The organism is Halomonas sp. 5021 (genome assembly GCF_036663435.1).
Lineage (GTDB): Bacteria > Pseudomonadota > Gammaproteobacteria > Pseudomonadales > Halomonadaceae > Vreelandella > Vreelandella janggokensis.
Genome location: NZ_JAXOVU010000017.1, coordinates 26032 through 46150, shown reverse-complemented (window position 1 = coordinate 46150; position 20119 = coordinate 26032). Strand labels below are relative to the sequence as shown.

General features: G+C 59.4%; 21 protein-coding genes and 2 tRNA genes. 20 read left to right on the top strand and 3 right to left on the bottom strand.

From position 1 onward, the window contains the following. Positions 1–51 precede the first annotated feature (51 nt). From R3F64_RS18040 to R3F64_RS18005, 8 genes are all read left to right on the top strand, one after another. Positions 52–585, top strand: a complete 534-nt coding sequence (locus R3F64_RS18040; protein ID WP_085918908.1) for a CinA family protein — start codon at positions 52–54, stop codon at positions 583–585. 90 nt (positions 586–675) lie between these two features. Next, positions 676–1743 (top strand): recombinase RecA, encoded by a 1068-nt coding sequence (gene recA, locus R3F64_RS18035; protein WP_066321310.1) that lies wholly within the window; start codon positions 676–678, stop codon positions 1741–1743. Between the two features lie 15 nt (positions 1744–1758). Further along, positions 1759–2220, top strand: a complete 462-nt coding sequence (locus tag R3F64_RS18030; protein ID WP_085918907.1) for a regulatory protein RecX — start codon at positions 1759–1761, stop codon at positions 2218–2220. A 157-nt stretch (positions 2221–2377) separates the two neighbouring features. Continuing rightward, positions 2378–4987, top strand: coding sequence for an alanine--tRNA ligase (alaS, locus tag R3F64_RS18025; RefSeq protein ID WP_332612921.1), 2610 nt, complete (start codon positions 2378–2380; stop codon positions 4985–4987). A gap of 73 nt (positions 4988–5060) precedes the next feature. After that, positions 5061–6311: an aspartate kinase gene (locus tag R3F64_RS18020; protein WP_085918905.1), complete on the top strand. Its 1251-nt coding sequence runs from the start codon at positions 5061–5063 to the stop codon at positions 6309–6311. 192 nt (positions 6312–6503) lie between these two features. After that, on the top strand, positions 6504–6692 hold the full coding sequence (gene csrA, locus R3F64_RS18015) for a carbon storage regulator CsrA (protein WP_066321318.1): 189 nt from the start codon (positions 6504–6506) through the stop codon (positions 6690–6692). A 121-nt stretch (positions 6693–6813) separates the two neighbouring features. Further along, positions 6814–6906 (top strand) — tRNA-Ser (locus R3F64_RS18010). A gap of 17 nt (positions 6907–6923) precedes the next feature. Continuing rightward, positions 6924–7000 (top strand) — tRNA-Arg (locus R3F64_RS18005). A 115-nt stretch (positions 7001–7115) separates the two neighbouring features. Here R3F64_RS18005 and R3F64_RS18000 read toward each other — a convergent pair. Beyond that, entirely contained in the window at positions 7116–8066 is a 951-nt protein-coding gene (locus R3F64_RS18000) for a tRNA dihydrouridine synthase (RefSeq protein WP_264824638.1), read from the bottom strand. A 172-nt stretch (positions 8067–8238) separates the two neighbouring features. Here R3F64_RS18000 and R3F64_RS17995 point away from each other — a divergent pair, with 172 nt between their 5' ends. From R3F64_RS17995 to R3F64_RS17985, 3 genes are all read left to right on the top strand, one after another. Beyond that, positions 8239–8496, top strand: coding sequence for an OadG family protein (locus R3F64_RS17995; RefSeq protein WP_268901097.1), 258 nt, complete (start codon positions 8239–8241; stop codon positions 8494–8496). A 91-nt stretch (positions 8497–8587) separates the two neighbouring features. Further along, complete coding sequence (gene oadA / locus R3F64_RS17990; protein ID WP_332612917.1) at positions 8588–10402, top strand: sodium-extruding oxaloacetate decarboxylase subunit alpha; 1815 nt, start codon at positions 8588–8590, stop codon at positions 10400–10402. Positions 10403–10411: 9 nt separating this feature from the next. Continuing rightward, positions 10412–11731 carry a sodium ion-translocating decarboxylase subunit beta gene (locus tag R3F64_RS17985; protein WP_085918902.1) on the top strand — a complete coding sequence of 440 codons (1320 nt, stop codon included), beginning with the start codon at positions 10412–10414 and terminating at the stop codon, positions 11729–11731. Between the two features lie 60 nt (positions 11732–11791). Here the strand turns inward: R3F64_RS17985 and R3F64_RS17980 are convergent, their stop codons facing one another. After that, positions 11792–12415 carry an IMPACT family protein gene (locus tag R3F64_RS17980; RefSeq protein WP_332612914.1) on the bottom strand — a complete coding sequence of 208 codons (624 nt, stop codon included), beginning with the start codon at positions 12413–12415 and terminating at the stop codon, positions 11792–11794. Between the two features lie 15 nt (positions 12416–12430). Further along, entirely contained in the window at positions 12431–12724 is a 294-nt protein-coding gene (locus tag R3F64_RS17975; protein WP_085918900.1) for a LexA family protein, read from the bottom strand. A 333-nt stretch (positions 12725–13057) separates the two neighbouring features. Here R3F64_RS17975 and ccmA point away from each other — a divergent pair, with 333 nt between their 5' ends. From ccmA to ccmI, 9 genes are read left to right on the top strand one after another with little or no spacing between them, the layout of a single operon-like run. Continuing rightward, positions 13058–13678, top strand: a complete 621-nt coding sequence (ccmA, locus tag R3F64_RS17970) for a cytochrome c biogenesis heme-transporting ATPase CcmA (RefSeq protein WP_199284701.1) — start codon at positions 13058–13060, stop codon at positions 13676–13678. A 10-nt stretch (positions 13679–13688) separates the two neighbouring features. Then, positions 13689–14420, top strand: a complete 732-nt coding sequence (gene ccmB / locus R3F64_RS17965) for a heme exporter protein CcmB (protein ID WP_332612912.1) — start codon at positions 13689–13691, stop codon at positions 14418–14420. A 13-nt stretch (positions 14421–14433) separates the two neighbouring features. Next, complete coding sequence (locus tag R3F64_RS17960; protein ID WP_199284703.1) at positions 14434–15174, top strand: heme ABC transporter permease; 741 nt, start codon at positions 14434–14436, stop codon at positions 15172–15174. Beyond that, positions 15174–15383, top strand: a complete 210-nt coding sequence (gene ccmD, locus R3F64_RS17955; RefSeq protein WP_309782254.1) for a heme exporter protein CcmD — start codon at positions 15174–15176, stop codon at positions 15381–15383. Before R3F64_RS17960 ends, ccmD begins: the two co-directional genes overlap by 1 nt. Beyond that, the gene (gene ccmE, locus R3F64_RS17950; RefSeq protein WP_085918139.1) at positions 15367–15855 is read left to right on the top strand and encodes a cytochrome c maturation protein CcmE; all 489 of its coding nucleotides are present in this window, start codon (positions 15367–15369) and stop codon (positions 15853–15855) included. Before ccmD ends, ccmE begins: the two co-directional genes overlap by 17 nt. Positions 15856–15901: 46 nt before the next feature. Next, complete coding sequence (locus R3F64_RS17945; RefSeq protein ID WP_332612907.1) at positions 15902–17881, top strand: heme lyase CcmF/NrfE family subunit; 1980 nt, start codon at positions 15902–15904, stop codon at positions 17879–17881. Further along, complete coding sequence (locus R3F64_RS17940; RefSeq protein WP_199284705.1) at positions 17878–18405, top strand: DsbE family thiol:disulfide interchange protein; 528 nt, start codon at positions 17878–17880, stop codon at positions 18403–18405. Before R3F64_RS17945 ends, R3F64_RS17940 begins: the two co-directional genes overlap by 4 nt. Next, on the top strand, positions 18396–18866 hold the full coding sequence (locus R3F64_RS17935) for a cytochrome c-type biogenesis protein (protein WP_085918136.1): 471 nt from the start codon (positions 18396–18398) through the stop codon (positions 18864–18866). Before R3F64_RS17940 ends, R3F64_RS17935 begins: the two co-directional genes overlap by 10 nt. Next, positions 18863–20104: a c-type cytochrome biogenesis protein CcmI gene (gene ccmI, locus R3F64_RS17930; protein WP_332612904.1), complete on the top strand. Its 1242-nt coding sequence runs from the start codon at positions 18863–18865 to the stop codon at positions 20102–20104. The genes R3F64_RS17935 and ccmI overlap by 4 nt, the downstream gene beginning before the upstream one ends. The last annotated feature ends 15 nt before the right edge of the window (positions 20105–20119 follow it).

Genomic DNA, 20119 nt, shown 5'->3' with positions numbered 1-20119 from the left:
CTGAAACACAGTATTCTACGCTGAATTGATGACGCACATGAAGGAGCGACGATGTCACCCAGTGTCTCAAGCTTGATGAATCTGGATTTATCCCTGCTAGCCCAACGCCTGGGGCGCCTGTGCCAGCAGGCGCAACTGGAAGTGACCGCGGCCGAGTCGTGTACCGGCGGCGGCATTGCCAGCGCGATCACCTCGGTGGCGGGCAGTTCGGCGTACTTCACCACCGGCTACGTCACCTACGCCAATGCGGCCAAGACGCGTCTTCTGGGCGTGCCGGAAGCCACGCTGGACACCCATGGCGCGGTCAGCGACGTCGTGGTCAAGGCCATGGTGGCGGGCGCCTGCCGGGAAAGCGGTGCCGGGCTTGCGGTGGCCGTCAGCGGCGTCGCGGGTCCTGACGGCGGTAGCGAAGACAAGCCCGTGGGGACTGTCTGGCTGGCGTGGGGCAATGCGGACCAGCAGCAAGCCGAGCGGTTTGTTTTTCCCGGTGACCGTCAGGCCGTTCGTGAGCAGGCCGTGCGCCAGGCACTGGCAGGGCTGATAGTGCGGCTGGCGGAAAAAGTGGGTGACGGCAGCGAGAAATAATCGCGCGAAACACTAGCTGAGGATTTGTTTAGCGGCTAATCTTTGGCATACTACTGGCTAATTATACAGCTTATGATGAGGATTGACTGAATGGCTCAGGATGATAATCGCACCAAGGCGCTCAACGCTGCGCTCAGCCAGATTGATCGCCAGTTTGGCAAAGGCACGGTCATGCGGCTGGGCGACGCTCCCCGCGTTGTCATGCCGTCGGTGTCCACCGGCTCGCTGGGTCTGGATATCGCCCTTGGTATCGGTGGCCTGCCGTATGGCCGGGTGGCTGAAATTTTCGGCCCGGAGTCCTCGGGTAAGACGACCCTGACCCTGTCGGTGATTGCGCAAGCCCAGAAACAGGGCAAGGTCTGCGCATTCGTGGATGCCGAGCATGCGCTGGACCCCAGCTATGCTGAAAAACTGGGTGTTAATCTGGACGACCTGCTGGTGTCTCAGCCGGATACCGGCGAACAGGCGCTGGAAATCACCGATATGCTGGTGCGTTCCGGCGGTGTCGATGTGATCATTATCGACTCGGTGGCGGCGTTGACCCCACGTGCTGAAATTGAAGGCGAAATGGGCGATGCCCACGTTGGCCTGCAGGCACGCCTGATGTCGCAGGCGCTGCGCAAGATCAGCGGCAACATCAAGAATGCCAACTGCCTGGTGGTGTTCATCAACCAGATCCGCATGAAGATCGGCGTGATGTTCGGCAGTCCCGAAACGACCACTGGCGGTAACGCACTGAAGTTTTACTCAAGCGTGCGGCTGGACATCCGGCGCACGGGGTCGGTGAAAGTTGGCGACGAGGTCACCGGTAACGAAACCCGCGTTAAAGTGGTCAAGAACAAGGTGGCGCCGCCGTTCCGTCAGGCCGAATTCCAGATTCTCTACGGCAAAGGCATATACCACGCCGGCGAAGTCGTCGATCTGGGCGTGCAGCAGAACCTGGTAGACAAAGCCGGTGCCTGGTACAGCTACAAGGGTAAAAAGATCGGTCAGGGCAAGGCCAATGCGGCCCAGTACCTGGAAGAGCACCCTGACGTCATGGAAGAGATCGAAAGCCAGATTCGCGCCCAGCTGCTTGCCCAGCCCGAGCCGAAGAAAGAAGAGGCTGCCAAGAAGGAAGAAGCGGCTGACGCGAACGCCGAAGACGATCTGCTCTAAGCCGCGGGCGTCAGCATGTTCCCATCGTCCCACGAAGCCACCCCCCGCGAGGTGGCTATCCAATTGCTGGCGAGGCGCGAATACTCGCGTACCGAGCTGGCACGAAAGCTGGAACAGAAGACGTTTGCTGCTGAGGATATCGACGCCTGCCTGGACGCCCTGATCGAGCAGGGCCTGCAGTCGGATGAGCGATTTGCCGAAAGCTTCATTCGGTCGCGAGTGAATCGGGGGCAGGGCGTTATTCGCATCAAAGGCGAGTTGCGCCAGCGTGGTGTCGACCAGGAAATCGCCACGGCAGCGTTTGCGACCGTTGAGGAACGCGAGGCCGTCGACTGGTTTGAACTGGCCCGGGACACCCTGGCGCGGCGCTTCTCATCGCCTGGCGCTACCCCTAAAGAACGGGCTAAACGCGAACGTTTTCTGGCGATGCGGGGGTTTGATTTTGACCAGATTCGCTACGCATTAGACTGCTTGTAGCCTGCTTTGCCGGGCGATTTAGCCTCCTTTCTGATAGCTCTGCCACTAACTGCGGCTTTAGTCGTTTGACAACTGCGCTATAATGGCGCTTTTGCGACCCCAGCGGGTAGCGGCGACAGCGCCCTGGGGCATCACGCTTTATTGTTACGGATACCCTATGAAGAGCGCAGAGATCAGACAGGCCTTTCTATCCTTCTTCGAAGAACACGGGCACACCATCGTACCCACGAGTTCGCTGGTGCCGGGCAACGACCCGACGCTATTGTTTACCAATGCCGGCATGGTGCCGTTCAAGGACGTTTTTCTGGGGCGAGACCCGCGCCCCTACGTGCGTGCCACCTCGGCGCAGCGTTGTGTTCGTGCGGGTGGCAAGCACAACGACCTGGATAACGTCGGCTATACCGCGCGCCACCACACCTTCTTTGAAATGCTGGGCAACTTCAGCTTTGGTGACTACTTCAAGCGTGATGCCATTCGTTTCGCCTGGACCTTTCTTACCGAGACCCTGGGGTTGCCCAAGGACAAGCTGTGGGTAACGGTACATATCAGCGACGACGAAGCCGAACGCATCTGGAAAGATGAGATCGGTATCGATCCTGAACGTTTTTCCAAGCTCGATGAAGATAACTTCTGGCAGATGGGCGATACCGGCCCCTGTGGCCCCAGTTCCGAAATTTTCTTTGACCACGGTCCCGAGGTCTGGGGTGGCCCGCCGGGAAGCCCGGAAGAGGATGGCGACCGCTACATCGAAATCTGGAACCTGGTGTTCATGCAGTTCGATCGCGACGCCGAAGGAACGCTTAACCCACTGCCCAAGCCGTCCATCGATACCGGCATGGGGTTGGAGCGTGTCGCGGCCGTCATGCAGGGCGTACACTCCAACTATGAAATCGACCTGTTCCAGAACCTGCTCCAGGCCGCCGCAAGCGCCACTGGCTACGCGGATACCACCGCGCCTTCCTTGCGGGTGATAGCCGATCACATCCGTTCCTGCGCGTTCTTGATTGCCGATGACGTACTGCCGTCCAATGAGGGGCGTGGCTATGTACTGCGCCGGATCATTCGTCGAGCGATTCGCCATGGCCACAAACTGGGGGCGACAGAGCCGTTCTTCCACAAGCTGGTGGACGCACTCGATACGGAAATGGGCGATGCCTATCCCGAGCTGCGCGACGCAAGCGATCAGATCACCCGTGTCCTGCTCAAGGAAGAAGAGCAGTTTGCCCGGACACTGGACCACGGCATGGGGCTTTTAAGCGCGGCACTCGATAACCTGCAGGGCGACGTATTGCCGGGCGAGACGGTGTTCAAACTCTATGATACGTACGGGTTCCCCTACGATTTGACCGCCGATGTGTGCCGCGAGCGCGAGGTCACGCTGGATGAAGAGGGCTTCCACCGTGAACTGGAAGCCCAGCGCGAGCGTGCCCGCGCGGCCAGCCAGTTTGGCGCTGACTACAGCGCTTCCATCGAATTGGACGGCGAAACCACCTTTACCGGCTACGACCGGCTGGAAGACCAGTCCAGCGTGACCGCTCTGGTGGATGCTGAAGGCAATGAATTGGCAGCACTGGAAGCGGGGCAGAAAGGCGTTGTCGTCCTTGATCGCACCCCCTTTTACGGTGAATCGGGCGGTCAGGTCGGCGATACCGGTTACCTGCATGTCGACGGTGGGCGCTTCCAGGTCACCGACACCCAGAAACAAAGTGGCCACCATCTTCACCAGGGGATCATGGTCGAGGGCACGATGAGTGTCGGGGCCAAGGTGCGCGGCGAGGTGGATGCGAGCCTGCGTAATGCCACTGTTCGCAACCACTCGGCGACTCACCTGCTGCATCAGGCGCTACGCATGGTGCTGGGCGACCATGTGCAGCAAAAGGGCTCATTGGTTAATGCCGAGCGCCTGCGTTTTGACTTTAGCCACTTCGAGCCCATGACCGCCGAGCAGCTGGCCGAAGTGGAGCGGCTGGTCAACGAACAGATTCTCGCCAACGCGCCGACCAAAATCGAGCAAATGAGCCTGGATCAGGCCAAGGCCAAAGGGGCTGCGGCGTTGTTTGAAGCCAAGTACGCCGACAACGTCCGCGTGCTGACCATCGGTGAAGATGACTTCTCGATTGAGCTGTGCGGTGGTACCCACGTGGCGCGCAGCGGCGACATCGGTTGTTGCCATCTGGTCAGCGAAGCAGGCATTGCCTCGGGCGTGCGCCGCATCGAAGCGATTACCGGCGAAAATGCCCTGGCATATTTCCGCGAACAGGAGGCCCGTGTCCAGCGGCTTGGGGAGCGGCTGAAGACCAAGCCCGAGCAGGTTGAAGCGCGCGTCGAAGGGCTGGTCGAACGCAATCGCAGTCTGGAAAAAGAACTTGAGCAACTCAAGGCCAAGCTTGCCAGCGCCGCCGGTAGTGACATGCTCAGCCAGGCGCAGGACGTTAACGGCGTTAAACTGCTGGCGACCCAGCTGGACGGGGTATCAGGTAAAGAGCTGCGCGGCGTACTCGACCAGCTGAAGAACAAGCTGGGTTCGGGGGTGATCATTCTTGGCGTTGCCGATACAGACACTGGCAAGGTCAGCCTGATTGCTGGGGTCACCAAAGACCTCACCGACCGGGTCAAAGCGGGCGAACTGGTTAACCACGTGGCCTCACAGGTTGGGGGCAAAGGTGGTGGGCGCCCTGACATGGCCCAGGCCGGGGGTAGCCAGCCCGATGCCCTCCCCGGTGCGTTGAACAGCGTACCGGCATGGTTGGAAAACACGCTTAGCTAAACAGACAGGCCGGTGGCATTATTTGCTATCGGCTTTTTTCTTCATACATGTCCAAACCACAGGAAAACGGCATATGGCATTATACGTACAGAAGTTCGGCGGCACCTCGGTGGGCTCTGTCGACCGTATCAAGGCCGTGGCGGAAAAGGTCAAAGGTTTCCGCGACCAGGGCCATCAGGTAGTCGTCGTCGTCTCTGCGATGAGCGGGGAGACCAATCGCCTGACCGATATGGCCCAAGCGCTAAACAGCGATCCCGCCCCGCGCGAGATGGACATGCTGTTGTCGACCGGTGAGCAGGTGACGATTTCCCTGTTGGCGATGGCGCTGCAGCAGGCAGGTGTGGCGGCAACGTCGCATACCGGTGCCCAGGTGGGTATCCATACCGACAGTGCCTATACCAAGGCGCGCATCCAGCGCATCGAAACCGAAGACCTGAGAGCCGACCTCGACGCCGGTCAGGTTGTCGTGGTGGCGGGCTTCCAGGGTGTCGATGAAGACGGCAACATCACCACGCTGGGTCGTGGCGGTTCAGATACCACCGGTGTGGCCTTGGCGGCAGCACTGGGCGCCGATGAGTGCCAGATCTACACCGACGTCGACGGCGTGTACACCACCGACCCCCGTGTCTGTTCCAAGGCGCAGCGTCTGGAAAATATTACCGTCGAAGAAATGCTCGAGCTATCAAGCCTGGGCTCAAAAATACTGCAAATTCGCGCGGTCGAATTTGCTGGCAAATACAACGTTCCCCTGCGGGTGCTGTCGAGCTTTGAAGATGGCCCCGGTACCCTAATTGTTGCTGAAGCAGACAAAGACGAGGATTCCATGGAAGAACCGCTGATCTCCGGTATCGCCTTTACCAAAAACGAAGCCAAACTGACCCTGCTCAACACGCCTGATGTGCCGGGTGTTGCCTCACGTATTCTGGGCCCGATTGCCGACGCCAATATTGAAGTCGACATGATCGTTCAAAACGTGGCCCCGGCAGGCGATTACACCGACTTCACGTTTACTGTGGCCAAGGGTGATTACAAGGCCACCAAGAAGCTGCTTGAAGAGACGGTGATTCCAGGCCTGGGCGGCGGTGAATTGCGTGGTGACGACAACATCGCGAAAGTATCGCTGGTGGGTGTCGGTATGCGTTCTCACGCGGGCGTGGCATCGAAAATGTTTCGCGTGCTGGCTGACGAAAACGTTAATATCCGTATGGTGTCGACCTCCGAGATTAAAATTTCGGTAGTGATTGACGAGAAACATATGGAGCTGGCCGTGAATGCCTTGCACAAGGCATTCGGCCTGGATAAGTCAGATATCGAATCTGAATAACATTAACGCCTTATACCTTCTACGCTGAAGGGTACTTGCTGCCGTGTGGTGGTGAGCTTTCTTTCAACGGGAGGTTAAGGTGTCATGGAGCCGGTGCCTTTGGTGGCAGGGGGTACCATGCCGCATAATGGCATGGTACCGCTGCCGGCGGACACATCCCGTTGTATATAACGTCTGAGAAGGAGATCAGCCATGCTCATCCTAACCCGCCGTGTCGGCGAAACCCTGATGATCGGGGATGAAATCACCGTCACCGTACTAGGTGTGAAGGGTAACCAGGTTCGTATCGGCGTCAATGCGCCTAAAGACGTGGCGGTTCATCGTGAAGAGATATACCAGCGTATTCAGCGCGAACGAAGCGGTGAAAGTGAAGCCGAATAAGCGCTGTTTGATGGTGCGATAGTGCCGCGTTTTACGCGTAAGGTAAGGCCGGCGCGAAAAAAATCCGAGCAGGGCTGGACAACTTCCTGCCAAATCGGTAATATTCGCGCCGTGCCGTTAAGGAGAGGTGGCCGAGTGGCTGAAGGCGCTCCCCTGCTAAGGGAGTATAGGGTTTATAGCCCTATCGAGGGTTCGAATCCCTCTCTCTCCGCCAGCCGCACACCAAGGTAAGCGCCCGTAGCTCAGCTGGATAGAGTATCTGACTACGAATCAGAGGGTCGGAGGTTCGAATCCTCCCGGGCGCGCCAGATTCCAAACCCGTCCTTTTCAAGGGCGGGTTTTCTGCTTTCTAGACAGGCTCAAGTGCCACGCGCTTGAGTCTCGTGCTCGTTTAGCGCCCCACTTCACGGTAGGGCGCTTTTTTTATGCCGGTTCGGCCATCCGGGTTGGCAGCACAAGGCTATCAAGCAGGGTGTCCAGATCGGTAATCCGCTTGACGCGCTGAAAGTGAAGGTTGGCTTCCGCGTTGCCTTGGCGCATCTGTGCAAGCCACTGCTTAACGAGCGATACCACCACTTTCTTCGGCAACTGTTGACGCTGACGATGAGCGTATTGCTTGAGAACGTTGGCGCGCATTGACCAGGTGGTGTCGGCCAGGCGCTCGCCGGTGCTCTGCCAGTGTCGTATCCTGGGCGCCAGCCAGGGATCGGCCAGGGCGCTGCGTCCCAGCATGACATCACGGCATCCTGAGAGCGTGCGCGCTTTCCAGTAATCTTCCAGGGACCAGATATCCCCATTGGCCACCACGGGCAGTGAAACGCGGTGTCGGATCCTGGCGATCCATTCCCAGTGAGCGGGTGGCCGGTAGCCTTCGTCACGGGTACGCCCGTGAACGACGAGCCGTGCGGCGCCGCCGGCTTCAGTGGCCTGGGCGCAGGCAACGGCCAGGCGGCGGTCAGAAAACCCCAGGCGGATTTTTGCCGTCACGGGAATTTCGCCGTCGAGGGCGTTAGCAACCGCTTTCACGGCTTGGTAAACGCGCTCGGGCTGGCGCAGCAGCGATGCGCCGCCGTCGTGACGGTTGACGAGCTTGGCCGGGCAGCCGAAATTAAGATCAATGCTGCGCGCCCCGAGTGCCAAAGCCTGGCGGGCATTGGCGGCGAGAGCCACCGGGTCGGCGCCGAGGAGTTGCAGGTGAACAGGAATGCCGCTGGGTGTGGCAACCTGATCGCGGGCGAGTTCAGGGCAGTGTTTGTAAAACACCCGAGGGGGTAAGCGGGCATCGACGACACGCACAAATTCCGTCACCGTCCAGTCAAACCCGGGCCTGACCGTCAGCAGCTCGCGCGTGACAGCATCGATCACACCCTCCATGGGGGCTAGTCCGATTTCGCCTTTATGTAGTAAATTAACAACCATGACTTACACCATCGCGCCATTGCATTCTTCAGGGGGTGTGGCAGGTTAGTGTATTCCCAGCATTGCGCCAAGCGTCAATGAGCGGTCGCGTTGATGGTCTTATTGGCTACCAGATAGGAGAAGCCTTATGCAGGACCCGGAATTATTACACGAAGGCCTGGGGCTTATGGCGTTAGGCATGGGGTTTGTGTTTGTTTTTCTTGCGATTTTAGTTTTTTTGCTGACCTTGATGTCAGGCATTATCCGGCGTTTTCAGCCTGCCCCCGCGCCGGTTGCGCCTGGTGGTAGCGCCAAGCCTGCCTCCCCAGCAAAAGGGCAGGGCGATGAGACGCTTGCCGTGATTAGTGCTGCAGTGCACCGTTATCGCTCGAAAAGACGTCGTTAACTTTCATCTTTTGTTGGGGTGCTCCGCGCAAACCGCATAATTTTTTGTTATTTTTACTACAAATAAACATTCCTTGACTACGAGCCAAGCCATGAACGAAACAAAAAGACCACTAGGCATTACCGATGTCGTGCTGCGCGACGCCCATCAGTCGCTGTTTGCTACCCGCTTACGTCTAGCCGATATGCTGCCGATTGCCGAAAAGCTGGATAAGGTCGGCTACTGGTCGCTGGAAACCTGGGGGGGCGCGACCTTCGACGCCTGCATCCGTTATCTGGGTGAAGATCCCTGGGAGCGCATTCGGGCACTCAAAGAGGCGATGCCGAACACACCGCAAGCGATGTTGCTGCGCGGCCAGAACCTGCTGGGCTATCGCCATTACGCCGACGATGTGGTCGATAAATTCGTCGAGCGCGCCAAAACCAACGGTGTCGATGTATTTCGTGTCTTTGATGCCATGAACGACCCGCGCAATCTGGAGCGCGCCATCAAGGCGGTTCGCCAGGTGGGCGGTCATGCGCAGGGGACTATTTCTTATACGGTTAGTCCGGTACATACCCTGGATAGCTGGGTCGACCTCGCCAAGACCATCGCGGCCATGGGTGCGGATTCGTTGGCTATCAAGGATATGGCGGGTCTACTCACGCCTTACACCGCGTTTGAACTGGTCTCGCGTCTCAAGAAAGAACTGTCGATTCCCGTACACCTGCACTGCCACGCCACCACGGGGCTTTCCACCTCGACCATTCTCAAGGCGGTCGAGGCGGGCATCGATAACGTTGATACCGCCATTTCGTCGATGTCGATGACTTACGGCCACAGCCCCACTGAATCGGTGGTGGCGATGCTCAAGGATACCGACCGCGATACCGGGCTCGACCTTGAGCTGCTGGAAGATATTGCCAGCTATTTCCGTGGCGTGCGCAAGAAGTACGCCGCCTTTGAAGGCTCCCTGCGTGGCATCGACTCGCGGATTCTGATCGCCCAGGTACCCGGCGGCATGCTGACCAATATGGAAGGCCAGCTCAAGGAGCAGGGCGCGGGCGATAAGCTCGACGATGTTCTCACCGAAATCCCCCGCGTACGCGAAGACCTGGGCTTTATTCCGCTGGTCACGCCGACTTCGCAGATTGTCGGCACCCAGGCAGTGATGAATGTCATGATGGAGGAGCGCTACAAGTCGATTTCCAAGGAAGTCCAGGCGTTGCTCAAAGGCGAATACGGCGCCGCACCTGCGCCCTTCAACAGCGAGCTGCAACAGCGCGTGCTGGAAGGCAGCGAGCCGATTACCTGCCGCCCGGCGGATAATCTCTCGCCGGAAATGGACAAGCTGGCCAGCGAACTGAAGGACAATGCCAAGGCCGACGGCATTCGCCTGGCCGACGGCGAGCAGCAAGTCGACGACGTGCTGACCTACGCGCTGTTTCCGCAGATTGGCCTCAAGTTCCTCAAGAACCGGGATAATCCCGACGCCTTTGAGCCCGAGCCCCAGGCAGCCGAGGCGGAAACGGTCAGCGGGCCTGCCAAAGGGGAAAGCAAAGCACCTGCCGCCAGTAACGGCCCGGAAACCTATACCGTCAAGCTCAACGGCAAGGCGTTCGTTGTGGAAGTCGCCGAGGGTGGTGACATCAGCAACGTGCAAGAGCAGACAAGTGCATCTGCCACCGCTGCCAAGGAAGAAGCACCGGCCCCCAGCGGCGAGGCAATCACCGCCCCGCTCGCTGGCAACATCTTCAAGGTCAATGTTCGCCAGGGCGACACCGTCGAAGAAGGTGACGTGGTGATTATTCTCGAAGCGATGAAAATGGAAACCGAAGTGCGCGCCAGCAGTGCCGGGACCGTTTCGGCTGTTAGCGTCAGTGAAGGCGACAGCGTTGTCGTTGGCGATACGCTGATCGAACTTTAAGGACCTCGCATGGATAAATTACTGACCCTATGGCAAGGCTCCGGGCTTTATAACCTGGAGCTGGGCCAAGCCGTGATGGTGATGGTGGGCCTGTTACTGCTCTATCTCGCTATCTACAAGAAATTTGAGCCACTGCTGCTGGTGCCGATTGGTTTTGGTGGCATTCTCGCCAATATCCCGGAAGCCGGTTTGGCGCTGTCCGCTCTTGAACAAGCGATTGATGTGGGGCGCCCCGCCGTGCTGGAGCAGCTTGCTTCGGCGTTGGGGGGCAGCCTCGACACCCAGGCGAGTATCGAGAGCTGGCGCACGAGCCTTCAACAGATGATGGCCAATGGCGCAGCCGAACAGCTTGCCACCGCAAAAGCCGTGGCCAATGGCGCAGGCTATGGCGATGGTTTGCTGTACATGTTTTACACCGTGGCGATTACCTCAGGCATTGCACCGCTGATTATCTTCATGGGCGTTGGCGCCATGACCGACTTTGGGCCGCTGCTGGCCAATCCGAGAACGCTGTTTCTCGGCGCCGCCGCGCAGTTCGGGATCTTTGCCACCCTCTTCGGGGCCGTACTGCTGTCGTCGATGGGCTGGATGGATTTCTCGCTCAACCAGGCGGCTGCCATCGGCATTATCGGCGGTGCAGATGGTCCGACTTCGATCTACGTCTCGAGCATGCTGGCGCCTGAACTGCTGGGTGCGATTGCCGTGGCCGCGTATGCCTACATGGCGCTGGTACCGTTGATCCAGCCGCCGATCATGCGCCTTCTGACCTCCCAGAAAGAGCGCGAGATCACCATGACGCAGCTGCGCCCGGTGTCGAAGCTCGAGAAGATTGTGTTTCCGCTGCTGCTGTTGATCCTGGTGGCGTTGTTTCTGCCCGATGCGTCGCCGCTGCTGGGGATGTTCTGCTTTGGCAACCTGATGCGCGAATGCGGCGTGGTCGAGCGGTTAAGCGACACGGCGCAAAACTCCCTGATCAACATCGTGACGATCATGCTCGGGCTGGCAGTGGGCTCCAAGCTCATGGCCGACAGCTTCCTGGCGGTCGAAACGCTGGGCATCATGGCGCTGGGGATCGTCGCCTTCGGGATTGGCACCACGGCAGGCGTGCTGATGGCCAAATTGATGAACCTGGTGAGCAAAATGCCGATCAACCCATTGATTGGCGCGGCAGGCGTTTCGGCGGTGCCCATGGCCGCACGTGTGGCCAACAAGGTGGGACTCGAGTCCAACCCGCATAACTTCCTGCTGATGCACGCCATGGGGCCCAACGTGGCCGGGGTGATCGGCTCGGCGGTAGCCGCCGGGGTGATGATCAAGTACTTGGGTTAGGCTAAAGGGCCTCGCCCATAGCAAAACGGCCGCCCCCTTGAGGGGCGGCCGTTTTTTTGCTTAGTCGTTGATGACCTGCGCGGTAATGGACTGCTTCAGGCGGCTTTCCAATGGTGTTAAGTCAAGCTCGCAATCACTCGGCCAGCCGATGGTGAGCGCCACTCCCTTTCCGTCATACTCGGCGTTGACCACGGGAATGGCCTGTTCGTCGCACCACCCGCGGGCAACGGATTCGTCGGCGAAGGAAAAGCGCACCCGGTAGTGAATGCGTTGGATGATTTCCCGGGTACCAAGGGTGTCGAGTGTCTTGTTTACCGCTTGGGCATACGACCGGGCCAGCCCGCCGGTACCCAATTTGGTACCGCCAAAGTAGCGGATGACCACGCAGCCGATTTCGCCCAGCTGACTACCTTGCAGCGAGTGAAACATGGGCCGACCGGCGGTGCCGCCGGGCTCGCCGTCATCGGAAAAGCCAATCTGCTGTTGCTCGCCCGGGGCGCCGGCAATGTAGGCCAGGCAGTGGTGGCTCGCACTGGGGTGTGCCTGTTTGGCGGCCTTTGCCAATGCTTCCACGGCGTCAAGCTCAGGGGTATGGGCTATCCAGGCAATGAAACGGCTCTTCTCAACCTCGATCTCGTCAATATGCCAAGTGCCTGGCGGCAGTTGGGGGACGCGATAGCGCATGATTATCCCGGCAATTTAGTGTGTCACGGGATGATGCTCAATTCCCATGAACATGCCAAGTACCTGAATATCGCGATTATGCAAAAACACTTCGGGGTGCCGGGCATCATCCAGCCACAGGCGTACGCCCGCCCGGCTGATGGATAGCTGCTTGAGGGCGAGGCTTTGCTGATTGATTTCGGCGATAACCGTCTCGCCCTGACTGTCGTCCTGATAGCGCCGAATCACGATGACGTCGCCATCGAACAGGTTGCAATCGGCCATCCGGTTGCCGCGTACCTTCAGTGTATAGGTGTTACGGCGAGTCATTCGCGCTGCTGCCGACGGGATTGAATAGGGGGGTGGCGTCGGGCGAGTCGTCGGTATTGCGGCGTTCATCGACATGTTCATCGGCTTTCTCCAAATCAGCGCCCGGTCCCTAGGCAAGATCTATCGGTAGACACGATACGGTTGTTAGGTTTTTTACATGTTCTTTCATACAGTGTTTGTCCAGTATAAACCTGTTTTTGCATACAGTGCCAGAAATAATTATCCAGTGGTTTGGCAAACCGACCTATGCGAGCGTCGAAGACCGGCGCGACTAGCGGGGAAATGGCTTTGAGTGTAGAGTTCAAGACAGTATTTGATTGCGTGGGGTGGCATGTGTCGCTGAGTTTGCAAGGCCGTCAATTGGGTTGTGAGCGCGATGGCCGCTGGCTCTTTGAGGGGCTGGATATTGACGTCAATCGCGGCGATATATGGCATGTAGCCGGCCCCAATGGCAGTGGCAAGACCACGCTGTTAAAAGTGCTGGCGGGGCAATTCAATGACTATTGCGGGTCGCTCCACTGGCAGGGCAAGCCGCTTGGTCAGGGGCGTGAACATTTTGCCGCCAACATGCTTTATCTGGGGCATTCGCCGGGCGTGAGCGCGGGCCTGACGCCGCTGGAAAACCTGGCCTGGTACCAGGCGTTGCACGATGAATGTAGCGACGAGGTACAGCGCGAAGCCGCCCTTGCGACCATGGGGCTTGAAGGCTTTGAAGATGTTCCGGTGGGGCATTTATCAGCAGGCCAGCAACGCCGCGTGGCGCTGGCAAGGCTGAATCTCACTCCGCGTGTGCTATGGATACTGGATGAGCCCTTTACGGCCATCGATCAGGCGGGCGTCGAGGCGCTGGAGGCGCAGCTGGTCGCCCATGCCAGGGCTGGTGGGGCCGTGGTGATGACGACCCATCACGTACTCGAGATTGACCATCCACTGCGTCATGTTGCGTTGGGCTAAGGAGCCAGAGTTGCCGCCTTCAGAAACCACAGAGCGCGTTGCGGTCCTGGCCGAGCCGACATCCAGGCGCCTGGGCGTCGCCTTTGGCGCTACCCTGGTGCGTGATCTCAATCGCGTTCGCCGTCGGCGCGGTGACGTGCTGAACCCGTTGGTCTTCTATGCCTTGACGGTTAGCTTATTTCCCATCGGTATTTCACCCGAGGCAGAGCTGCTGGCTGTCATGGCGCCGGGGCTTTTATGGGTCACGGCGCTGCTCGCCACACTGTTGTCGCTGGATGGACTTTTTCGCAGTGATTTCGATGACGGCAGCCTGGAGCAGATGATGCTTTCCCCTCAGCCGCTTGCGGCGCTGAGTGTCGCCAAAGTGGCTGCCCATTGGCTAGTTACCGGTTTGCCGCTGGCGCTCATGGCGCCGCTGCTGGGTATCATGCTGGCACTGCCTTTCCAGAGTGTCGGCGTGCTGATGGCATCGTTAGCGCTGGGCAGCGCCAGCTTGAGCCTCATCGGCGGCATTGGCGCGGCATTAACCGTCGGTTTGCCCCGGGGTGGCGTGCTACTCTCGCTACTGGTACTGCCGCTGTATATTCCGGTGCTGATTTTTGGCACCGGGGCGGTTCAGGCGGCAATCCAGGGCGATACCGCATTGCCTCACCTGGCGATGCTTGGCGCCTTGCTGGCGGCAGCGCTGATATTTGCTCCCTGGGCCATCGCCGCGTCGCTGCGTATCAGTATTAACGGGTAGGGATGAGCACTGTATGTGGGGCTTGATACATAAGCTGGGGTCGCCAAAGTGGTTTTATTACCGGAGTGCAGCGCTGCAGCCCTGGTGCTGGGGCGTGGCCGCCGCGTTGCTGCTGGTCGGCAGCGTATGGGGGCTCGTCTTTGCCCCCGCCGACTACCAGCAGGGCAACAGCTTCCGCATCATTTATGTCCATGTGCCCGCCGCTTTTTTGGCCCAGTCGGTGTTTGTCGCCATGGCCGTTTCCGGGCTTGTTTTCATGGTCTGGAAAATCAAGATTGCCGATATGGCGGCGACTGCCATGGCCCCGTTGGGGGCGGCCATGACCTTTGTCGCGCTGTTTTCCGGCGCGGTGTGGGGCGTGCCAACCTGGGGAACATGGTGGATATGGGACGCCCGATTGACGTCCATGCTCATTCTTCTGTTTTTATATATAGGGGTGATAGCACTGCGCGGTGCCTTTAGTCGTCGGGATAGCGGTGCGCGGGCGGCATCGGTGCTGGCAATGGTTGGCGTGATCAATATTCCCATCATCAAATACTCGGTGGACTGGTGGTACACCTTGCACCAGCCCGCCTCATTTACCCTGACCTCCCGCCCCGCAATGCCGGTGGAAATGTGGCTGCCGCTGCTGATGATGGTGGTGGGCTTTTACGGCTTCTTTATCGCCCTTACGCTTACCCGTACGCGCAGCGAAATACTCCGTCGCGAAGCCAATACCCGATGGGTGAGAGCGTTGCTTGAGGAGGTTAACTGATGGTGGCCTCGTTGGCTGAATGGGTATCCATGGGTGAGCACGGTGTCTACGTGTGGTCTGCCTGGGGTATCACGGCCTTGTTTATGCTGGGCCTTACGCTCCATGCCCGGCTGGAACGTCGACAATTGCTCAAACATCTCAAGCGGGTAGCGCGCCGCCAAGCCTCACCCCCGCAGCAAAGAGGGCATGACGATGACCCCAAAGCGTAAGCGCAAGCTTTATGTGATTGTCACGCTGGTCAGCCTGGCAGCAGTGGCCGTGGGCCTGACCCTGTATGCGCTGCGGGCCAACATCAATCTGTTTTTTAGCCCCGTACAGATTGCCCAGGGCGAGGCCCCCGTGTCGCGTTCCATCCGTGCGGGGGGCATGGTGAAAGTCGGCTCGGTATCCCGCGATGCCGATAGTTTGAATGTCGAATTTACCGTTACCGATTACGTGGGTGATCTGCACGTTGATTACCAGGGTATCCTGCCCGACCTGTTTCGTGAGGGGCAGGGCGTGGTCGTGGTGGGGGAGCTGCAGGAGGATGGCCGTTTTCGTGCCGATGACGTCTTAGCCCGGCACGATGAGAACTATATGCCGCCCGAGGTCGCACAGGCCCTGGAAGAGGCCGGTTACTCGCCCGCCGATTTTCAGGCCAGGGCCGCCGAGGTGAGGCAGCCGCGCGAGGACGATACGTGATGCCCCGCTACCTCGCCATCGTTCGTCGTGTTCAGCCGGAGTCCCCATGCTGACCCGAATATTGCCCGAAATAGGTCATTTCGCCTTGATCGTTGCCCTACTGATGGCGGTTGTGCAGTCAATACTGCCATTGGCCGGGGCCGCAACGCGGCGTCCCTTGTGGATGGCCTACGGGCAGCCCATGGCCACCGGCCAGTTCCTGTTTGTGCTGCTGGCCTACGTTTGCTTGACGGCCAGTTACGCGATGGACGACTTCAGCGTGGTGAATGTCGCCAATAACTCCAATTCACTGTTGCCCTGGTATTACAAGCTCAGCGCCGTATGGGGCAACCATGAAGGCTCGGTGCTGCTGTGGAGCCTGATGCTGGCGGGCTGGGGATGCGTTGCCGGCTGGTGGTCGCGGCGCCTGCCCCGCGACATGCTTGCCCGTGTGCTCGGTGTCCTGGGGCTGATCAGCGCCGGTTTTCTGTTGTTTATCCTGTTGACCTCCAATCCCTTCGAGCGGCATCTGCCTGACATCCCCGCCGATGGCGCAGACCTTAACCCCTTGCTGCAGGATATCGGGCTGATCATTCACCCACCCATGCTGTATATGGGCTATGTCGGGTTTTCGGTGGTGTTCGCCTTTGCCATTGCCGCCTTGTTGGGAGGGCGGCTGGATGCCGCCTGGACCCGCTGGGCAAGGCCCTGGACCAACGCCGCCTGGGCGTTTCTGACGGTCGGGATTGCGCTGGGTAGCTGGTGGGCCTATTACGAACTGGGCTGGGGCGGCTGGTGGTTCTGGGACCCGGTGGAAAACGCCTCGCTGCTGCCATGGCTCACCGGTACGGCCCTGATTCACTCGCTGGCGGTCACCGAAAAACGCGGCTCCTTCAAGAGCTGGACGGTCTTGCTGGCGATTGCCACCTTTTCGCTTTCGCTGATGGGCACCTTCCTGGTCCGCTCCGGCGTGCTGACCTCGGTACACGCCTTTGCCAACGACCCATCAAGGGGACTGTTTATCCTGGTGCTGCTGGCTATCACCGTCACGCTTTCCCTGGTCGTGTTTGCGCTGCGAGCACCGCGCGTCAGCCATACGGTGGGTTTTAACTGGTTGTCCCGGGATGCCCTGCTGCTGATCAATAACGGGTTGCTGGTGACCGCGACGATGACGGTGCTGCTGGGCACCCTGTACCCGTTGATCCTGGATTCGCTGGGGCTGGGTAAGATCAGCGTGGGGCCGCCTTATTTCAATGCACTGTTTGTACCGCTGACCGTGATCGCCTGCCTGTTCATGGGCCTGGGGCCGATGGCGCACTGGAAATCGACGTCGCCTGGCAAACTGGTGCGCAGGTTGTGGCTGGCCGGGTTGGTCGCGCTGGGTCTGGGGGCACTGGTGCCGCTGGTGTATCGCGGCGAATGGAACCTCTGGGTGACCTTGGGGTTGTCAACGGCGCTGTGGATAGGGCTGTCATTGAGCCGTGACCTGTTCGACAAAGTGCGTCATCGGCACTCGATATGGAAAGGGCTGCGCAGCCTGTCGTTAGCTTATTGGGGAATGGTGCTGGGCCATCTGGGGGTGGCGGTGACGATTGTCGGTGCCACGGTGGTCAGCCATTATGCGGTGGAGCGCAACGTGCGCATGTCGCCGAATACCAGCGTCGAGGTGGCAGGCTATCACTTTACCATGACCGAGCTTTTTGACCGGCGCGGTGCCAACTTTCTGGCCGATACCGCTGTTATTGAGGTACAGCGCGGTGACAGTCGCCGCCGTTTCGAGATGCAGCCAGAAAAGCGGCTGTATCTGGCGACGGGCATGCCCATGACCCAGGTGGCGCTTAGCCCGGGCCTCTTTCGTGATCTTTACGTGGCCATGGGCGAAGAGCTGGACGACGGCAGTTGGGCGATGCGTATCCAGTACAAACCCTTTGTGCGCTGGCTATGGCTCGGCGGTTTGCTGATGGCGCTGGGCGGTGTGCTGGCGGTGTTCGACAAGCGCTATCGTAAGACGCGCCCGGCAAGATTGGTCCAGGAGGGGCAGGCATGAAACGACGCTGGCTTTTGTTTCTGTTACCCGTTGCGTTTTTAGGTCTCGCGCTGTTTTTCTTTGAGCGCTTGTCCCAGGACCCCGCCGATCGTGACTCGGCGCTGATGGCCCGCGACTTCCCCGCCTTTGAGGCCACGACGCTGGAAGATGAGCAGCAGCGAGTCGATCAATCGTTGCTCCAAGGCCAACTGACACTGGTCAATGTGTGGGGAGAGTGGTGTGCCGCCTGTCGCCAGGAAATGCCCCAGTTGCTTGACCTGGCTGATCGGGGCATCCGACTGGTGGGGGTTAACTACCGGGATACCCGTGAGAATGGCCTGGCGTTTCTGGACGAGTTTGGTGATCCTTTTGCGGCCAACATTTTTGATCCTGAAGGTGAACTCGGCTTTGAGCTTGGCGTCATTGGCGCGCCGGAAACCTTTGTGGTCGATGCGCAAGGTGTCATTCGCTATCACCATAAAGGCTATGTATCTCCCGAGGATGTTCGCAACCGTCTTCTGCCGGAGGTGGAGAAATGGCGCTGATTCGCGGCTTAGGCCTGGTGGTGCTGATGCTATGCGCGCTACCGGCGTGGTCGGCCGGTATCGAGCTGCGCGACTTTGACGACCCGGTAACGGAGCAGCGCTATCGCGACCTAACGGCTTCGATGCGCTGCCCACTGTGTGAAAACCAGGCAATCGATGATTCCGATGCGCCTATTTCGGCGGACATGCGGGAACGGGTGTATCAGTTGCTTGACGAGGGCAAATCGGATACGGAAATCATCCAGCACATGGTGCAGCGGTTTGGCGACTACATTCTCTATAACCCGCGTTTGGAACAGCGTACCTACTTGCTGTGGGGCTTGCCGGTCGGGCTGCTGGTAGTGGTAGGCGTTGTGGTGGCATGGATCGTCAGGTCTCGTCGCCACGCCTCGGCGAAGGCCCTTAGCCCTGACGAACAGGCGCGACTGGATGCCCTTATCGAGCGTAAGGAGTCGTCGTGACCCTGCTCTGGACCGCTCTTGCCTGCGTATTGCTGCCCGCGCTCTGGCTGTTGGTGTTGCCGTTGCGCACGGCGCGCCGGTGGCGCGACGAGCAAATGGCCTTTGAGCAGCATGACAGCGCCGCTGAACAAAATGTCGCCATCTTTCGGCGGCGTCTCGCGGCGCTTGAAAACGCCCACGCCGACGGCAAAGTCGACGCAGCGCAATTGGCGGAAGAACGTCTTGAACTGGAACGCAGTCTGCTGGACGATACCGCCACCTTGCAGTGTCGGCCGCTCAAGCCTTATGTATCGGGGCGTTGGATCGTGCCACTGGCGATGCTCGCGCTTGGGGCGGGCAGCGTGGTGTGGTACCAGCAGCAGGGCGCTGAAGACGATCTTGTGCTGTGGGCCATTGGCCAGGAGGTTCGCGAACATCCGGAGGGCTCGCGGGAGATGTATATCGAACGGCTTGAAGCCCAGACGTCCCGGCAGCCGACCAACCCCAACCTGTGGAGCACACTTTTCCCGCTTTATCGGGAAACCGGCCAAGCGGATAACGCCGTGACAGCGCTTGAGCGCTTGATCGCCCTCGAAGGGCGCTTGCCATCGCTGTTAGCCCAGCTCGCGCAGCTGCGCTTTTTCATGGCCGGGCGAGAACTCACCGACGAGGTGCAGGGGCTTGTGGACGAAGTGCTGGCGGAAGATCCCCGTCAGCCCACTGCCTTGGGTATACTCGGCATTCACGCCTTCGACGCTGGCGATTATGCGCAGGCAATCGACCGCTGGCGGCGCGCCGTGGCCAATGTTGAGAATCCCGATATCGCCGCGTCGCTGCGCGAGGGAATTCAGGTGGCGCAATCGCGCCTGGGAGAAGAAGGCCGTCAAGTTGCGCAGGCAGACGGCCCGGGGGTGCGGGTCAGCGTGTCGCTCGATCCCGATCTGGCAAGTCAGGTTGACGGTGATGATAAAGTCTTTATCGTTGCGCGCGATGTAGACGGCGAACAGCCGCCACTGGCGGTGGTTCAGGGCCTGGTGTCAGAACTGCCAATGACCGTCGTGCTGGACGACCGCGCGGCCATGACGGCTGACGCGCAGATATCGCAAGCGCGTGAGGTTCGTCTGATGGTGCGTGTTTCGCCAAGCGGCCAGGCTACTCCTCAGGCGGGGGATTTATGGGGCTCTGTCGACCGGGTCGACGTTGGCCCGATTAACGCACGAGAGACTACCAGGGTGACCATTGATCGTGTTTTTGAATAATCTCAACGTGAACTC

Excerpts from the sequence above, each read along its gene's own strand:
- ccmE (WP_085918139.1), top strand. The coding sequence starts at position 15,367 with ATGACCCCAAAGCGTAAGCGCAAGCTTTATGTGATTGTCACGCTGGTC.
- R3F64_RS17940 (WP_199284705.1), top strand. The coding sequence starts at position 17,878 with ATGAAACGACGCTGGCTTTTGTTTCTGTTACCCGTTGCGTTTTTAGGT.
- alaS (WP_332612921.1), top strand. The coding sequence starts at position 2,378 with ATGAAGAGCGCAGAGATCAGACAGGCCTTTCTATCCTTCTTCGAAGAA.
- R3F64_RS17980 (WP_332612914.1), bottom strand. The coding sequence starts at position 12,415 with ATGCGCTATCGCGTCCCCCAACTGCCGCCAGGCACTTGGCATATTGAC.
- recA (WP_066321310.1), top strand. The coding sequence starts at position 676 with ATGGCTCAGGATGATAATCGCACCAAGGCGCTCAACGCTGCGCTCAGC.
- R3F64_RS17995 (WP_268901097.1), top strand. The coding sequence starts at position 8,239 with ATGCAGGACCCGGAATTATTACACGAAGGCCTGGGGCTTATGGCGTTA.
- R3F64_RS17935 (WP_085918136.1), top strand. The coding sequence starts at position 18,396 with ATGGCGCTGATTCGCGGCTTAGGCCTGGTGGTGCTGATGCTATGCGCG.
- R3F64_RS17985 (WP_085918902.1), top strand. The coding sequence starts at position 10,412 with ATGGATAAATTACTGACCCTATGGCAAGGCTCCGGGCTTTATAACCTG.
- R3F64_RS17975 (WP_085918900.1), bottom strand. The coding sequence starts at position 12,724 with ATGACTCGCCGTAACACCTATACACTGAAGGTACGCGGCAACCGGATG.
- ccmD (WP_309782254.1), top strand. The coding sequence starts at position 15,174 with ATGGTGGCCTCGTTGGCTGAATGGGTATCCATGGGTGAGCACGGTGTC.
- csrA (WP_066321318.1), top strand. The coding sequence starts at position 6,504 with ATGCTCATCCTAACCCGCCGTGTCGGCGAAACCCTGATGATCGGGGAT.
- R3F64_RS18000 (WP_264824638.1), bottom strand. The coding sequence starts at position 8,066 with ATGGAGGGTGTGATCGATGCTGTCACGCGCGAGCTGCTGACGGTCAGG.
- R3F64_RS18020 (WP_085918905.1), top strand. The coding sequence starts at position 5,061 with ATGGCATTATACGTACAGAAGTTCGGCGGCACCTCGGTGGGCTCTGTC.
- R3F64_RS18030 (WP_085918907.1), top strand. The coding sequence starts at position 1,759 with ATGTTCCCATCGTCCCACGAAGCCACCCCCCGCGAGGTGGCTATCCAA.
- R3F64_RS17945 (WP_332612907.1), top strand. The coding sequence starts at position 15,902 with ATGCTGACCCGAATATTGCCCGAAATAGGTCATTTCGCCTTGATCGTT.
- oadA (WP_332612917.1), top strand. The coding sequence starts at position 8,588 with ATGAACGAAACAAAAAGACCACTAGGCATTACCGATGTCGTGCTGCGC.
- R3F64_RS18040 (WP_085918908.1), top strand. The coding sequence starts at position 52 with ATGTCACCCAGTGTCTCAAGCTTGATGAATCTGGATTTATCCCTGCTA.
- R3F64_RS17960 (WP_199284703.1), top strand. The coding sequence starts at position 14,434 with ATGTGGGGCTTGATACATAAGCTGGGGTCGCCAAAGTGGTTTTATTAC.